This window comes from Streptomyces glaucosporus (assembly GCF_039533345.1).
GTDB classification, from domain to species: domain Bacteria; phylum Actinomycetota; class Actinomycetes; order Streptomycetales; family Streptomycetaceae; genus Streptomyces; species Streptomyces glaucosporus.
Genome location: NZ_BAAATJ010000010.1, coordinates 42,825 through 57,685 on the forward strand (window position 1 = coordinate 42,825; position 14,861 = coordinate 57,685).

The window sequence follows — 14,861 nt, forward strand, 5'->3', positions numbered from 1 at the left end:
CACACAGGAATACTCTCCGGCGAGGTGCGCGACATCGGAGCGGCCTCGGTGGTGCAGATCGTGCGCGAGCACGCCGCACTGCGGCCGGACGCCGTGGCGGTGGAGTCCGCCGGCGAGCTTCTGACCTACCGGCGGTTGTGGCACCGGGTCCTGGTACTGGCCGCCGCGCTGGACGAGGCCGGCATCGGCTCCGGCGACCGGGTGGCCCTGTGGGCCGACCGGACCGCCGGGACGACGGCCGCTGCCCTGGCCGTCATGCTGCTGCGCGCCGCCTACGTGCCCATCGACCCCACCCACCCCGCGGAGCGGGTGAGCGCGGTGCTCGCCGGCGCACGGCCCGCCGCTCTCCTGCACGACGGGGCGGGGGCCGGCGGCGCCCTGCCCGCGCCGGACGTGCCCGTCATCGACGTACGGGCCGTCGCGGACACCCCCGCGCCACCGGAGCGCGAGCTGCCGCGCGCCGAGGACATCGCCTACGTCGTCTTCACCTCCGGATCGACCGGCGCCCCCAAGGGCGTCATGGTCGAACACGGCTCGCTCGTCAACTACACGGCCTGGTGCGGGAACCTCGTCGGCCGGGAAGGAATCGGCAGCCCCCTGTTCGCCAGCCTCGGCTTCGACCTGGCGATGACCTCGCTGTGGGTGCCGCTCGCCCAGGGACTGCGGGTGGTGACCGTGGCCGGCCTGTGGGACCAGGCCACGCTCTTCGGCCCCCGCCAGGACGCCTACACCTTCGTCAAACTGACGCCCTCCCACGCGCGCTTCTTCGACCTCCTGGCCGAACCCCCCCACTACAGCCGGGCCACCCGGCTGCTGATGTTCGGGGGCGAAGGGCTCGATCCGGCGCTCGTCTCCTCCCTGGGGCCCCGCCTGGACGGGGTGAGGCTGGTCAACCACTACGGCCCGACCGAGACCACGATCGGCTGCTGCGCCCACCGCTTCGACAGCACCCGCCTCCCCGGCACCCCGACGGTGCCCATCGGCACACCCGCCTGGAACACCCGGGCCTACGTGGTGGACGAGAACCTGCGGCCGCTGCCGCCCGGAAGCCCCGGAGAGCTGGTGATCGCCGGTCGCGCGGTCGCCGCGGGCTACCTGGGCGACCGCGACCCGGACGGGAGGTTCCTCGACGAGCGCGAGCTCGGCCGGGAACCGGGCAGGGCGTACCGTACCGGCGACATCGCCGAACTCCTCCCGGACGGCAGCCTGCTCCATCTCGGGCGCCGGGACGACCAGTTGAAGGTCAACGGCCACCGGGTCGAGCTGGGGGAGCTGCGCCACCACGTGCTGGCCGTGCCCGGGGTCGCCGACGCGGCCTTCGACATCGTCCGGGGGGCGGTCGACACCCTGGAGCTGTTCGTACGGCCCGTGCGTCCGCAGGCCGACGGCGAGGCGCTCGCCGAGGCGGTGCGCAAGGCGCTCGCCGGGGCACTGCCCTCGGCCCTCGTACCCGGCACCGTCCGTACCGTCCCGGAGATCCTGTTCAACTCCAACGGCAAGTGCGACGTCGCGGCCACACGGCGACTGCTGGAGGGGCCGGCCCGGTAGCCGCCGGGCCTTCCGCATCAGAGGAAGGTCAGCGTCGTGTCAGCGGGCTACGGAAGCATGGCGGGACAGGGCCAAGGCTCTGACCTGCGCCGAAACGATCGGCGGGTCCGTACCGCACACAACCTTCCGAGACGGAGTGCGAACGTGTCGAATCCCTTTGACGACCAGGACGGAACGTTCCTCGTACTGGTGAACGACGAGGACCAGTACTCGCTGTGGCCGGCGTTCGCCCAGCGCCCGGACGGCTGGACGGTGGCCCTCGACGAGAGCCCGCGCGACACGGCGCTGGCCTACATCGAGGAGCACTGGACGGACATGCGCCCGCGCAGCCTGCGCGAACCCTCCGCCGGCCGGACCTCTTGAGAGGCCGCCGGTTCGCCGGACAGCGGGAGGGCGACACGTGAACACAGCGATTCAGGCGGAAGGGCTGCGCAAGGGCTACCGGGGGAACCAGGCGCTCAGAGGCGTCGACCTGTCGGTGCCGGCCGGTACGGTGCTGGGCCTGCTCGGTCCGAACGGCGCCGGCAAGACCACCACGGTGCGCGTACTCGCGACCCTGCTCGAACCGGACGGCGGTCGTGCCGAGGTGGCCGGGTTCGACGTGGTGCGCAGCCCCCGCGAGGTGCGCCGCCGCATCGGCCTGGCAGGCCAGTACGCGGCGGTGGACGAACTCCTCACGGGGCGCGAGAACCTGGCCCTGATCGGCACACTGCTCCACCTGGGCCGACGCGCCGCCCGGGCCCGCGCGGCCCGCCTGCTCGACCGGTTCGACCTGGTCCATGCCGCCGACCGGCCGGTCCGTACCTACTCGGGCGGCATGCGGCGGCGTCTGGATCTGGCGGCCTGCCTGGTCGCCACCCCCTCGGTGCTCTTCCTCGACGAGCCCACCACCGGCCTGGACCCGGTGAGCCGGACGGCCCTGTGGACGGCGGTCCGCGAACTGGTCGCCGACGGCGTCACCGTGCTGCTGACGACGCAGTACCTGGAGGAGGCCGACTTCCTCGCCGACCGGATCGCCGTCGTCGACTCGGGCCGGGTGATCGCGGAGGGAACCCCGGACGAACTCAAGCGGAAGGTCGGCGAGGAGCGGCTGGAGATCGTCGTGGCGCATCCCGGGACGCTGTCCGCCGCGGTGTCGGCCCTGCGGAGGGCGACCGCCGCGGAGCCCACGGTGGAACCGGACAGGGCACTCGTCTCCGTCGTGCTCGACAACGGCATGGACGGCCTTGCCGGCGCGGTCGACGCCCTGCGGCAGGAAGGCGTCGAGGTCGCCGACTTCGCACTCCGCAGGCCGACCCTGGACGACGTCTTCACCACTCTCACCGGCCGTTCGGCCTGAACGGCCGCTCTGTCCTCCGGCGGCCGGGCCGCAGGACCGCCAACGGGCCCGGCCGTCTCCTTCTCACCCGCATGACACACGAGGGTCACCATGCAGAGAATCCACTTCGGTGCCACGGACCTCGCCAGGATCCGGCTGACGACCACAGCCGGTCCGTTCGCCGAGACGGTCTTCGCGGCCGGGCTCCTGGGGCGCGGCGTCGGCGCACCCTACGCACGCTGGCGCAGTCACGTCGGAAAACGGCTGCCCCGCTGGGCGGGGCAGCCGGCGTACGGAGGCGCGGCCCCCGACCTGGACGCGCTGCTCGAACAGGCGGAGCGGTACGGGGACGACTCCGGCGCGGCGCCGCCGCGCCCGTGGTCGGCCGCCCGGTCGTCGTCACCCGACCTGACGGAGGTCTGGCGCACGGGGCTGGCGCCCTACTGGGAGCGGCTGCGCGCGTACATGGAGGCCGAGTGCGAGGCACGCGGCAGGATCGTGATGTCCGGGGGAGTGGAGCGGCTGCTGGCCACCCTGCATCCCAGGATCACCTGGCGGTCCCCGGTCCTGGAGGTTCCCGGCGGTCCCGACGAGGACGTCTTCCTGGACGGAAGCGGCCTGACGCTCGCCCCGTCGGTATTCCTGAACCACCGGCCGGGCCAGTTGCTGGGCGCGAGGTCAGGTGAGGGCCGGACCCTGCTGGCCTTCGCCGCGCCGCCCGACGCGCGCTCGGCCGCGCTGCTGTGGGAGGAGCCCGGCGACGGCGCGCAGTCGCTGGGCGCCCTGGTCGGCCAGACCAGGGCCGCCGCGCTGCGGGTGCTGCGGGCCGCGTGCACCACCAGCCAGCTGGCCGACCGGCTCGGCATCTCCGCGGCGGGCGCCAGCCAGCACACCGCGGTGCTGCGGGAGACCGGGCTGATCACCACCCGCCGGATCCGCAACACGGTGCTGCACACGGTGACCCCGCTGGGCGTCGCCCTGCTGGACGGCCGTACCGTACGGACCCTGCCGGGCCAGGGCGCCAGGCGCCGGGAGCAGCAGACGCCCGGTCATGCCCCGGCGGAGACGTTCGACGGTGTCGTCCCGCGGCAGGTCGTACGGCACGCCTCGTGACCGCCTTCGCGGCGGTACGGCGGTGTGAGGAGGCCCCGGTGCGCGGACCGCGCACCGGGGCCTCCTCACACCGCCGGGGAACTACTCGCGGACGCCCACCACACCGCCGATGCGGTTTCGCAGGACGATCCCGGTCGACAGCAGCGTGGTGACCAGGGTCAGACCGAAGGCGGCGGCGATCACCGCGACGAGGATCCACGGGGAGCCCTCCGGGACCGGCGAGCCCAGCACGCTGATGCTCAGCGGCACCAGTGTCAGCGCCGCGACCAGTACTCCGAGCACGATGCCGGCCGCGGCGACCAGGAACGCCTCCACCGCCATCATCCGCATGACCTGTCGGCGGGTGGAGCCGATGAGCCGCTGGAGCATGAACTCCCGCCGCCGCTCGGTCGTGGAGATCACCTGGGTGTTGACCAGGGCGATCGTCGCGTAGCCCACCACCATGCCGAGCAACAGGTAGGACATCCAGGCCTGGGTGTCGTCCTGTTCGGCCTGGACGGCGGTGAGCGTCTTCCGGTCGGTGACGACCAGGCCGGGCTGCCGGTCGGCCAGCTTCGACAGCGTGCCGGCCAGCGTCGCGTGGTCCGTTCCCGGCTCGGCCTTCACCATGATCTGCGGCAGCAGGCCGGAGTCGGTGTGCGGGGCCAGGAGGGAGGCCGGTACGAGGGCGGTCTCGTAGCCGCGCCGTCCGTCGAGGGTGGCGACCAGTTCCAGGTCGACGTGCGTGCCGTCGCCCAGCCGCATCGGGACCGTGTCGCCGAGTCCGCGGCCCGCGGCGCGGGCCAGCTCCGTCGGCAGGGCCACGGTGTTCCCCCGCAGGTCGGCGAGACTGCCGCTGGAGGCGCGGTAGGCGGTCGTCCTGTCCACCCCGGCCGCGGTGACGCCCTGGAGCGGCACCTCGGTGGGCTCCGGCTCGTCGTCCTCGTCCTCCCCGTCGCCGTCCGCCCGCTTCGGAGCGGGCGGCTCGATGTATCCGACGCTGGAGACCTGGGCGGAGGCGGCCGCGACTCCGGGCTGCTCCGCCACGACGTCCACCGTCTCCGGAGGAAGGCCGCCGGCGGCGGTGACGACCAGATCGGCCCGGAGGTTCTCCTCGAAGGCCCGCTGGGCGCCGAAGGACTGCGTGGTCTGCAGGTAGATCAGGGCCATGGCCAGGCCGCTGGCGAGCATGACGGGCATCACCGCCCCCGCGTACCGGCTCGTGCGCGCCTTGGCGTTGAGGGAGGCGAGACGCCCCGGGAGCCCGGTGAGCAGGCGCACCGGCCCACGCAGCACAGCGGTGATGGCCTTGGCCAGGCCGGGGCCGAGCAGACCGAAGCCGGCCGTCCACAGCATCGCCGCGGGGGTCGCCGTGCTGCCCGCCGACGGGCCGGCCATGTTCGCGGTGACGATGGCCAGCGCGGTGCCGCCGCCGAGGAAGAGCAGCGCGAAGACGAGCCGGCCCTTGCTGAACCAGCGGCGCTGCAGGGACGCCTCGGCCAGTGCCTCGGTCGGCCGGGTGCGGGTGGCCGTCCGCGCCCCGAGGAACGCCGCGCCGAGAGCGGTGAGCAGCGCGGTGCCCACGCCGACGGCCATCGGCACCCAGCCCGCGCGGAACGCGATCGTCTCCGGTACCACCCCGGCGCCGGCGAAGGCTTCCAGGAGCCACCTGCCGATCAGCGGACCGGGGAAGCACGCGAGCGCGGTCGCGACGACGGCGATGAGGAGCGTCTCGCCGAGGACCATGCGCCGCAGTTGGCGGGGGGTGGCGCCGATCGCCCGCAGCAGCGCCGACTCCCGCTGGCGCTGGTGGAGCGCGATGCCGACGGTACTGGAGACGACGAAGACGGTGACCGCCGCGGACAGGCCGCCGAAGACCGAGGCGAGGGTGACCAGCTTGCCGCCCTCGGCGATCACGTCGGGGTTCTCCGCCCAGCCGCGCTCGTCCCCCGAGAACACGGACGCCGGCCGGCCGCCGACCGCTTTCTCCACGTCCCGCTCCACCGCGCCGACGGCGGTTCCGGGGGCGGTGAGCACACCGATGGAGTCGACCAGGCCGGGGCGGCCGGTGGCCCGCGCGGCCTCGGAGTCGGTGAGGAAGACCGTCTCCGGGGAGCCAGGGCCGGAAACCAGCGCGGTGACGCGGTACCGTCCGCCGTCGCCGCCCAGGGCGAGCCCCACCTCCTGGCCGACGCGTGCGCCGGCGCGGTCGGCGAACCGCGCGTCCAGGGCGATCTCGCCCGGACGCGACGGGGGCTTCCCCTCGTCGACCCGGTACGGGGCGAGCTTCGCGGAGGACCAGCCGTGGCCGGTCAGCCGGCCGGCCGGCCGACCGCCGTCGCCCAGCACCGTGGCCGGGAACGACACGTCGGGCACCGCCTCGGCGACGCCGGGCACCGCCTCGATCCGGTCCACCAGATCGGCGTCCAGGCGAACTCGTTCGGTGAACACGTCACGCCGGGTACCGGGGTAGCGCTGGTCGCCGGTGACCACGATCGGCGAGGCGGCGAGGCGTTCGGGCGGGGCCGCGCTGTGCAGTCCGGTCTCGAACAGCCCGCCGCAGCCCACGACGATCGCGGCGCCGAAGAACAGCGCGATGAACGACGCGATGAAGCCGCCCTTGTGGAAGCGCAGGGTCTTGAAGGCGAGTCCGATCATCACCGCACCCCGTGCGAGGTGCGCGGCGCGGTGGACTCGTTGCCCCAGGCGCCCAGGTGGGTCATCCGCTCGGCGACCAGGTCGGCGGTCGGCCGCTCCAGGGCGCTGACGATCCGGCCGTCGGCGAGGAACAGCACGCGGTCGGCGTGTGCGGCGGCGACCGGGTCGTGGGTGACCATCACGATGGTCTGCCCGGCCCACTGGACGGCCTCGCGCAGCAGTGTGAGCACCTCGCGCGCGGTGTAGGTGTCCAGGGCGCCGGTCGGCTCGTCACCGAAGATCACCGCCGGCTTCGTGACCAGGGCCCGCGCGATGGCGACCCGCTGCTGCTGGCCGCCGGAGAGTTCACCGGGCCGGTTGTTCCGGCGGGAGGCCAGGCCGACCCGCTCGATGACCTCGTCGACCTCGGACCGGTTGGGGCGGCGGCCCGCGAGGCGCAGCGGCAGGGTGACGTTGTCCACCACGTTCAGGGCGGGCAGCAGGTTGAACGCCTGGAAGACGAAGCCGATGCGCTCCCGGCGGAGCTCGGTCAACTCCTTCTCGCCGAGCGGACCGAGGTCCACACCGTCCAGCAGCACGGTGCCCGACGTGGGCCGGTCCAGCCCGGCCGCGCAGTGCAGGAAGGTGCTCTTGCCCGAGCCGGAGGGGCCCATCACCGCAGTGAAGCTGCCGCGGGGTAAACCGATGCTGACGCCGTCGAGGGCGGCCACACGGTTCTTCGAGCCACCGTAGATTTTGCGCACGGAGTCGAGTTTGACGACCTCGTGGGCGTATGGACTCGGCGTCCCGTTCATGTGTTCTGTCCTCCGTGTGCGGTGGGCCCGGGGACCGGGCGGGATGGGGAGAGGGGCGAGGAGAGGGGCGAGGAGAGGGGGCCGGGCTCGGCGAGCACGCGCTTGGCCTGCGCGAGTGGGTCGGGAGGCGGCCGGAGCAGGGTGTGGGCGAGGGTCAGCTGCACCCGGGCGGCCGCCACCACGGCGTAGGAGGCGTACGCGGCCAGGACCAGGAAGACCGCGGAGGCGGTCAGCGCGGCCGGCCAGGTGTCGATCCACACGCCGATGCCGGTGCCGTCCGACCGGCCCAGCCGCACACCCTCCATCCGGCCGCCGCCCGCCAGGCGCGATTCGACGGCCCAGAACCACAGGGGCAGCGACACCCCGGTCAGGAGCAGCAGCCAGACCGCCAGTGCGAGCGCGTCCAGCAGCAGGAGGAAGGGGAAGAGCAGGATCAGGTAGCAGCAGTCGCGGAAGAACGCGGGATCGGTGCAGCGGGCTTTGAGGTGTCCGGCGAATCCCGGCTCGGTGGCCTCCTGGTAGACGTACGGTATCGGCTCGTCGACCAGGGCGGCCCGGCCCCGTTCGACCTGGGCGCAGCACCGTACGACCCATGCGGAGCCGACGATCAGCGCCACGGTGACGGTGAGCTGGCTGAATACCGCGCCCGCCAGCACCGCGGCGGTCGCCACGGCGAAGAGCACCGGCCCGGCCGCCAGGTGGCCGGCGAGGTACCCGGTCGCGCGCCAGGGAGCGGGGGAGAACAGCATGCGCAGCGGGTTGCCGTTCCGCGGCAGCCGGGCGCCGGGCAGAAGGATGCTCATCCCACGCTCCGCAGCAGGTGCTCGATCGCCTTGAGCCGTGTGTCGAGCGTGCCCAACTGCTGTTGCAGGGCCTGGTGGCCGGCGCTCGCCTCCTCGGCGAGCTTGCGGTAGGAGGCCATGGCGACGGCGTCCGCGCGGTGCCGCTGCAGTCTGAAGTAGGCGACCACACTCGCCGTGACACCGCCGGCGAGGATCAGGACGATGGCGATGGTGATGACGGCGCCGGTCATGTGCGGTTTCCCTTCACGTCGCTGTGCCGTGCCGCGTCCGCCGCCACGGCCGCGACTATCGTCTCGGCGTTCACTCGCAGGTCGAACGGCCCCAGTTCGAAGTACTTCAGCGCCTTGCCGTCCTCGGACAGCTCCAGGCTGCCCACCACCAGACCGGCCTTCTCCAGCCGCTCCAGGTGCATGTACAGCAGGGGCCGGGACATCTTCAGCCGGCGGGCCAGCTCACTGACGTACATCCGGCCACCGGCGATCTCCGCGATGACCCGCAGGCGCTGGGCATGACCCACGGCGGCGAGCACGACCAGCAGCTCCTCACTCGTCACGGCGGTCCGCCCTCTCGCTGCCGGAAGCATGTAAGTTCAGACTTACACATGCCTTTGTGGGCTGTCAAACGTCTAGGGAGTGCTTACCCGTCCCCGGAACGGCGCGCCCCGGGGACGGCGCGAGGGCCCGGCCCCACCGGGGCCGGACCCTCACTGCCGTGCCGGCGCGGGCGCCGGCGACGTCTCAGCTCCGGGACCAGTGGCGGTACTGCCGCAGGCCGTACAGGAGCGGGGGGTGGGGGTTCCGCCGGACGATCCGGCTGATCCGGCCGAACACGGTGACGTGGTCGCCCACCTTCTGGGTCAGCGTGACGTCGCAGTCGGCGACGGTGTGCGCGTCCCGGGCCAGGTGCGGCCCGGCCGTGTCCGGTGTCCGCTCCCACGGGAGCATCTCGAAGCGGCGCGGGTCGCCGGACGCGAACAGCTCGGCGGCCTCCTGCGCCCCCTCGTGCAGCAGGTTGACGGCGAAGGTTCCGCTGTGCGCGACCGCCTCCAGCGTCGGGCTGCCGTCACGCAGGCAGACCAGCAGGGTCGGGGGGTCGAGCGAGACGCTGCACAGCGAGGAGCAGGTCATGCCGCGGGGTTCCCCCTGAGAATCGGTGGAGGTGACCACGCAGACACCCGTGGGGAAGCCGCTCATCATCGTCCGGAAACCCTCGGAGGTGGCCGCGACGGCCGTCGGTGCGGCGGAGGCGGTCTGTGTGGCGGAATCGGTCATCGCACACCGCTTTCTGTCTGGAGGGGGAGCTTCCCGTGCTCGGGACGCCTCCCCGCGCGGGCGTGAAGGTTCAGGAGGGGGCCGGTCATGGTGGTCGTCGCCAGGGCCATCACCGTCAGCGCCAGGACCACGGGGGCCGACAGGACGCCGGCGGCGTGACCGGCCTGGAGCACGATCAGCTCGGTGAGTCCGCGGGTGTTCACCAGGATGCCCACCTGCCGCGCGGTACCGTGCGGCAGGCCGCCGAGCCGGGCGCCGGCGTAGCCGCCGAGGATCTTGGCGGCACAGCCGAGCACGACGGCCCACGCGATCAGCGACCAGGGCGCGGTGGAGAAGGCGCCGCTCAGCACGGTGACGCCGGTCACCACGAAGAAGACGGGGGCCAGGGCACGGCCGGCGCGGGAGACGGAGGACACCGCACGGGCCCAGGGGGCTCCCGCGTCGCCGGGAATCGCGAAGCCGACCAGGGCCGCGCCGACGACCGCCGTCATCCCCAGGTGCTCCATGGCGAGCGCCACGGCGAGGGCCGTCGCGCCGAGGACGACCGCGGCGGTGCCCGGCAGGTGTGCGCAGAACTCGCGTGCCGGGCGGGTGCGCAGGCCGTACCGCACGGCCGCCGCGCACAGCAGACCGAGCAGCAGCGCCCGGAGGGAGGCCAGGGAACCCGACGGATCCCCCGCCCCGAGGCCGATCGCGACCGTCAGCAGCAGCCATCCCACCGCGTCGATGGCGATGGCCGCGGTCAGAGCGGTCTGCCCCGCCGCCGACCGGCTCATGCCCCGGTCGGTCAGGATTCTGGACATCACCGGCACCGCGGTGATGGTCATCGCCACCGCGAGCATCAGGACGAAGGAGGGCAGCGGGGCGTTCCCGCGGGCCGCGGTGTCCCCGGTGAGCAGGATCCAGCCGGCCAGGAGAGCGCCGGCGCACAGGGGCGGGACCAGGGCTCCGGCGACCACCCAGCCGGCGGTGCGCCGTGCGGGCCGGTCCGGGCCGACCCGCAGTTTGTGCGCCAGACCGACGAGGTAGAGCACCAGGCCGGCCTCGCCGACGAACTTCAGGGCGTCGAACACGGGCCCCGGCAGCACCGTGTCGAGGGAGGTCTCACCGAAGGCGGCGATCACGGCGGGGCCGGCCAGCAGCCCCACCGTGACCTCCCCGACCACCTCCGGCTGGCGCAACCGCCGTGCGGCTCCCCGGCCCGCGAGGGCGAGAAGCAGGACGGCGGCGAGAGCCCCCGCCACGTGCGCGGTGTGCGCCAAGGCGTTCGGGACGTCCATTCCAAGAGTCCTTCCCGGAGCTCCGGTCGGCCTGCTCAGCGCATCCCGGCGAAGTAGTCGTAGGCCTTCGGCAGCACTTTGACCAGCTGCTGCGTCTTCTCACGGATCCGCTCGAACTCCCGCTGCGCGGCCGTGCTGTCGGAGAGGTAGAGAGCGGGGGAGGGCTTTATGTCGATTCCGCCCATTCCCAGCAGGACGCACATGTACGAGTACGGCGGCAGGCCGTGGTAATAGGGGAAGACCGTCTCCGTGTCCGGGACCTGCGTCTGCCACTTCTCGATGCGTTCCGCCAGGGAGTCGGGGATCTTCCGGGTCTTGGTGTCGCGCCAGTACTGGGTGTCCGACCGCTTGGCGGCGACGTAGTGCAGTACCAGGAACTCCCTCACACCGTCCATGACGTTGGAGACGGAACTGTTGTAGAGATCGCGCTGGACGGGGTTCCAATCCGCGCCGGGGAAGTACTTGACGAGCTGCTCGATGGCGTGGTGAATGAAGAATATCCCGGTGGACTCCAGCGGCTCGACGAATCCGCTGGAAAGGCCGATGGCCACGCAGTTCCTGACCCAGGAGTTCCTGCTGCGGCCGATGCGCATACGAATGTGGTTGGCCTCGACATCGGCTGCGGAAGGGCCGACGAACTCTCTGAGGGTACGTTCCGCTTCTTCGGGCGAGAGGTAGTCCTTGGCGTACACGTAACCGGTGCCGACCCGGCCCATCAGCGGAATCGTCCAGATCCAGCCGGCGTCCTGGGCGGTGGCCGTCGTGCACGGAAGAATTCCGCGGCGCTCCATGTCCATCGGCACCTGGAGGGCGACCGCGCTGTCGTTCGGGAGGGTGTCCTGGTAGGAGATGAACGGCTCCTCGAGAGCCTTGTTGAGAAGCAGCCCGCGGAAACCGGTGCAGTCGATGAACAGGTCTCCGGTGATGTCGCCGTGCTCGCTCGTGCGGACCCCGGTGATCCAGCCGCGCTCGTCGAGGGAAACCTCCCGGACGTCGTCGACGATGTGCCTGACGCCGCGCACCACCGAGTAGGTCGTCAGGTACTTGGCCAGCAGGGCGGCCTCGAACTGGTACGCGTAGGGGAACTGCGTCTTGCCCTGGTGCTCGGACATCGTCAGGCCCTGCATCTCTTCCGCGCCCTCGTCGAAGGGCTGGTCGATGAGCGTGCCGTCCATCCGGCGCGGGCTGAGCCCGGCATCGATGACCGAGGCCATGACGAAGCAGTCCTTGTCGAACCGGTCGGTCGGTCCTTCCTTGAGCCACCAGTCGGTCAGCGGGAAGCCGTTGACCGACCGCATCTGCTCGAAGGGGTGGTAGAAGTAGTGGCCCTTCTCGCGCCAGTTCTCGAACCGGACGGCGAGCTTGTACGTGGCGTTGCAGAAGGGCATCCAGTCCTTCTCCTTGAGCCCGAGGAACTCGAAGAAGTGACGGATGTCGCTGAAGGTGGCCTCGCCGACTCCCACGGCGCCGACGTTTCCCGATTCGACCAGGGTGATGTTTATTCGGTCCGCGAACGCAGCCTTGAGGTACGAGGCCGTCATCCAACCCGCAGTTCCGCCGCCCACGATCACGACATTGTTGAGCACTGACGACTCCTGTTCGGTGGGTTCATGGGTACCGGCGTCGGAGGGGACCCGCCCGCCGGGGGCCGGTGGGCGGCCGCCGAAGAAATCTCGGGGTGGCGCCACCGAGAATTGACTCTAGGTCGGCGGGGAAGGGGCGGACAGACCATTAAGCGTCGGACGAAAATCGCAGGTGAGCGGGGAAACGGAGGCCGGGTGGCCCGTCCGCCGAGACGTCAGCCCTGTGTCAGCGGGACTTGGCAGCATTGCCGGGCGAATGTCCCGGTGGTTCGTCGGCCAGTGACGCTCCGCCGTGAGGTGGCGACGGGCCCGCCCGCCTACTGCAATGGAGTTGTGCATGACCCAGCAAGTCCATGTACCACCGTTCGCCGTGATTCCCGGCGCACAGGTGCACCGCGTCCTGTCCGGCCACGAGAAACGCACCCTCGAACTGGTGGAAGCGGCCTACCTGGTACACGGTGAGGGCGACACGGTGAACCCGCCGTCGTACTTCCTGCGCTTTCCCGACCGCCCGGCCTCGCGGATTATCGCCCTGCCCGCTTCGATCGGAGGCGACACGCGGGTCGAGGGGCTGAAGTGGATATCCAGCTTCCCCGACAACGTGGTTTCGGGGATCCCCCGGGCCTCGGCGGTCCTGGTGCTCAACGACTACGACACGGGTTACCCGTTCGCGTGCCTGGAGAGCTCCATCGTCAGCGCGGCCCGTACCGCGGCGTCGGCAGCCCTGGCGGCCGACCTGCTCTCGCGCGACCGCGCCCGTCCCGCACGGGTGGGCTTCGTCGGCACCGGGCTCATCGCCCGCCACATCCACACCTATCTGGTCGGGACCGGCTGGTCCTTCGGCGAGGTGGGCGTGCACGACCTGTCCGCCGAGCACGCGGAGGGTTTCCGCGCGTACGTGGAGAGCACCGGCGCCGGCGGCCGGCTCACCGTGTACGAGCAGACCGAGGACCTGGTGCGCTCCTCGGATCTGGTGATCTTCGCGACCACCGCCGCGGCCCCGTACATCCACGCCCCGGAGTGGTTCGCGCACAACCCGCTCGTCCTGAACATCTCGCTGCGCGACCTGGGCCCCGAGGTGATCCTCGCCTCGGCGAACGTGGTCGACGACGTGGAGCACTGCCTGAAGGCCGACACGTCCCCGCACCTGGCCGAGAAGGCGACGGGCCGTCGGGACTTCATCGACGGGACCCTGTACGACGTGATGACCGGCCGCGTGAGCGTCCCGGCCGACCGCCCCGTGGTGTTCTCGCCCTTCGGCCTCGGCGTCCTGGACCTCGCCGTCGGCAAGCACGTGTACGACACGGTGCGCGACAGCGGCGAACTGATGGTCGTCGACGGCTTCTTCCACGAAACCGACCGATACGGGCGCGCCGGCGCGGCCGGCGGCCCCCACTGAGGCGGGGGACCGGACGTGCCCGTGATCTCCGCACCGGCGGACTTCCACGTGGACGACCTCTACGTGGACCTGCGGCCCATCCTCGACACCCCTCTCTACCTGAAGTGCGAGGGCTTCAACTTCGCCGGCTCCATCAAGCTGAAGGCGGCGGCGGCGATGGTCGACGACGCCGAGAGAAGAGGTGAACTCACCGCGGACTCGATCATCGTGGAGTCCTCCTCGGGAAACCTCGGGGTCGCACTGAGCATGATCGCGGCCGACCGGGGCTACCGGTTCCTGTGCGTGACGGACACCCGCTGCAACCTGGCCACCCGGCGGCTGATGGAGGCACTGGGCGCCCAGGTGCACATCATCACCGAGCCGGACCCGGAGAACGGGTTCCTGGGCGCCAGGCTGGACCACGTGCGGCATCTGTGCGCCTCGGACGACCGCCACGTCTGGCTCGACCAGCACGCCAATCCACACAACTGGATGGCCCACTACCGGACGACGGCACCCGCCATCGCGGAGCACTTCCCCGATCTGGACGTGCTGTTCGTGGGGGCCGGCACGACCGGCACCCTCATGGGCTGCGCGCGGTACTTCAAGGAGAGGCGGCGCCCGGTCACGGTGGTGGCCGTCGACTCCGTGGGGTCCGTCACCTTCGGCGGTCCGTCGGGGCCCCGGATGATCCCGGGGCTGGGCACCGGCGTGCGGCCCAAGCTCCTCGACGAGTCCTTCGTGGACGACGTGGTGCACGTGCCGGAGGCCGAGGCGATCCGGGTGGCCCACCGGCTGGCCGCGGGCGGCTTCCTGTTCGGCGGCTCCACCGGAACGGTGGTCAGCGGTGCCATGGGCTGGCTGGCCGGCGGCGGGAAGGGCGGCCGGGGCACGGCCGTGGCGATCTCCCCGGACCTCGGGGAGCGCTATCTCGACTCGGTCTACCAGACCAACTGGGTCAGCGACATCTACGGCGCCCACGTCTTGGAGCATGACTCGATCCGAACCCGATGAAGGACGCTCCCACGGTCCCGACCAGGCATTACACGGCTCCCGTCCCCGCCGGCGACGGGAGCCGTCCCGTGTGCGGCGCCGTACGTCCGGCGATTCGGCCAACACTCCGGCTTACGGTTGAC

14 protein-coding genes are annotated in these 14,861 nt (G+C 71.8%); 6 read left to right on the top strand and 8 right to left on the bottom strand.

Annotated features, from left to right (window positions below; translation table 11 throughout):
- Positions 1 to 24 precede the first annotated feature (24 nt).
- The 4 genes from ABD358_RS13090 to ABD358_RS13105 all read left to right on the top strand — a co-directional run bounded on the left by ABD358_RS13090 (position 25) and on the right by ABD358_RS13105 (position 3,979).
- Entirely contained in the window at positions 25 to 1,548 is a 1,524-nt protein-coding gene (locus tag ABD358_RS13090; protein WP_344631127.1) for an amino acid adenylation domain-containing protein, read from the top strand.
- A 144-nt stretch (positions 1,549 to 1,692) separates the two neighbouring features.
- Positions 1,693 to 1,911, top strand: coding sequence for an MbtH family protein (locus ABD358_RS13095; RefSeq protein WP_344631128.1), 219 nt, complete (start codon positions 1,693 to 1,695; stop codon positions 1,909 to 1,911).
- A gap of 37 nt (positions 1,912 to 1,948) precedes the next feature.
- Complete coding sequence (locus tag ABD358_RS13100) at positions 1,949 to 2,887, top strand: ATP-binding cassette domain-containing protein (RefSeq protein WP_344631129.1); 939 nt, start codon at positions 1,949 to 1,951, stop codon at positions 2,885 to 2,887.
- Positions 2,888 to 2,977: 90 nt separating this feature from the next.
- Complete coding sequence (locus ABD358_RS13105) at positions 2,978 to 3,979, top strand: ArsR/SmtB family transcription factor (protein ID WP_344631130.1); 1,002 nt, start codon at positions 2,978 to 2,980, stop codon at positions 3,977 to 3,979.
- An 81-nt stretch (positions 3,980 to 4,060) separates the two neighbouring features.
- Here ABD358_RS13105 and ABD358_RS13110 read toward each other — a convergent pair whose 3' ends face one another.
- From ABD358_RS13110 to ABD358_RS13145, 8 genes are all read right to left on the bottom strand, one after another.
- Positions 4,061 to 6,616, bottom strand: a complete 2,556-nt coding sequence (locus ABD358_RS13110) for an FtsX-like permease family protein (protein ID WP_344631131.1) — start codon at positions 6,614 to 6,616, stop codon at positions 4,061 to 4,063.
- Positions 6,616 to 7,410, bottom strand: coding sequence for an ABC transporter ATP-binding protein (locus ABD358_RS13115; protein WP_344631132.1), 795 nt, complete (start codon positions 7,408 to 7,410; stop codon positions 6,616 to 6,618). The genes ABD358_RS13110 and ABD358_RS13115 overlap by 1 nt, the downstream gene beginning before the upstream one ends.
- Positions 7,407 to 8,213, bottom strand: a complete 807-nt coding sequence (locus ABD358_RS13120) for a sensor domain-containing protein (protein WP_344631133.1) — start codon at positions 8,211 to 8,213, stop codon at positions 7,407 to 7,409. The genes ABD358_RS13115 and ABD358_RS13120 overlap by 4 nt, the downstream gene beginning before the upstream one ends.
- Positions 8,210 to 8,443 carry a hypothetical protein gene (locus ABD358_RS13125; RefSeq protein WP_344631134.1) on the bottom strand — a complete coding sequence of 78 codons (234 nt, stop codon included), beginning with the start codon at positions 8,441 to 8,443 and terminating at the stop codon, positions 8,210 to 8,212. Before ABD358_RS13125 ends, ABD358_RS13120 begins: the two co-directional genes overlap by 4 nt.
- Positions 8,440 to 8,766, bottom strand: a complete 327-nt coding sequence (locus ABD358_RS13130) for an ArsR/SmtB family transcription factor (protein ID WP_344631135.1) — start codon at positions 8,764 to 8,766, stop codon at positions 8,440 to 8,442. Before ABD358_RS13130 ends, ABD358_RS13125 begins: the two co-directional genes overlap by 4 nt.
- 184 nt (positions 8,767 to 8,950) lie before the next feature.
- Positions 8,951 to 9,484 (bottom strand): flavin reductase family protein, encoded by a 534-nt coding sequence (locus ABD358_RS13135; protein ID WP_344631136.1) that lies wholly within the window; start codon positions 9,482 to 9,484, stop codon positions 8,951 to 8,953.
- On the bottom strand, positions 9,481 to 10,764 hold the full coding sequence (locus ABD358_RS13140) for a cation:proton antiporter (protein ID WP_344631137.1): 1,284 nt from the start codon (positions 10,762 to 10,764) through the stop codon (positions 9,481 to 9,483). The genes ABD358_RS13135 and ABD358_RS13140 overlap by 4 nt, the downstream gene beginning before the upstream one ends.
- A 35-nt stretch (positions 10,765 to 10,799) precedes the next feature.
- Positions 10,800 to 12,350 (bottom strand): tryptophan halogenase family protein, encoded by a 1,551-nt coding sequence (locus ABD358_RS13145; protein WP_344631138.1) that lies wholly within the window; start codon positions 12,348 to 12,350, stop codon positions 10,800 to 10,802.
- 334 nt (positions 12,351 to 12,684) lie between these two features.
- On the opposite strand from ABD358_RS13145, the gene sbnB reads away from it, so the two are divergent.
- Complete coding sequence (gene sbnB / locus ABD358_RS13150) at positions 12,685 to 13,746, top strand: 2,3-diaminopropionate biosynthesis protein SbnB (protein WP_344631139.1); 1,062 nt, start codon at positions 12,685 to 12,687, stop codon at positions 13,744 to 13,746.
- 15 nt (positions 13,747 to 13,761) lie between these two features.
- Positions 13,762 to 14,739 (top strand): 2,3-diaminopropionate biosynthesis protein SbnA, encoded by a 978-nt coding sequence (gene sbnA, locus ABD358_RS13155; protein ID WP_344631140.1) that lies wholly within the window; start codon positions 13,762 to 13,764, stop codon positions 14,737 to 14,739.
- Positions 14,740 to 14,861: the final 122 nt, after the last annotated feature.

What these genes read in the sequence shown, in the direction of transcription:
- ABD358_RS13105 (WP_344631130.1), top strand. Translation starts at nt 2,978, where the DNA reads ATGCAGAGAATCCACTTCGGTGCCACGGACCTCGCCAGGATCCGGCTG.
- ABD358_RS13110 (WP_344631131.1), bottom strand. Translation starts at nt 6,616, where the DNA reads ATGATCGGACTCGCCTTCAAGACCCTGCGCTTCCACAAGGGCGGCTTC.
- ABD358_RS13115 (WP_344631132.1), bottom strand. Translation starts at nt 7,410, where the DNA reads ATGAACGGGACGCCGAGTCCATACGCCCACGAGGTCGTCAAACTCGAC.
- ABD358_RS13120 (WP_344631133.1), bottom strand. Translation starts at nt 8,213, where the DNA reads ATGAGCATCCTTCTGCCCGGCGCCCGGCTGCCGCGGAACGGCAACCCG.
- ABD358_RS13125 (WP_344631134.1), bottom strand. Translation starts at nt 8,443, where the DNA reads ATGACCGGCGCCGTCATCACCATCGCCATCGTCCTGATCCTCGCCGGC.
- ABD358_RS13135 (WP_344631136.1), bottom strand. Translation starts at nt 9,484, where the DNA reads ATGACCGATTCCGCCACACAGACCGCCTCCGCCGCACCGACGGCCGTC.
- ABD358_RS13140 (WP_344631137.1), bottom strand. Translation starts at nt 10,764, where the DNA reads ATGGACGTCCCGAACGCCTTGGCGCACACCGCGCACGTGGCGGGGGCT.
- sbnB (WP_344631139.1), top strand. Translation starts at nt 12,685, where the DNA reads ATGACCCAGCAAGTCCATGTACCACCGTTCGCCGTGATTCCCGGCGCA.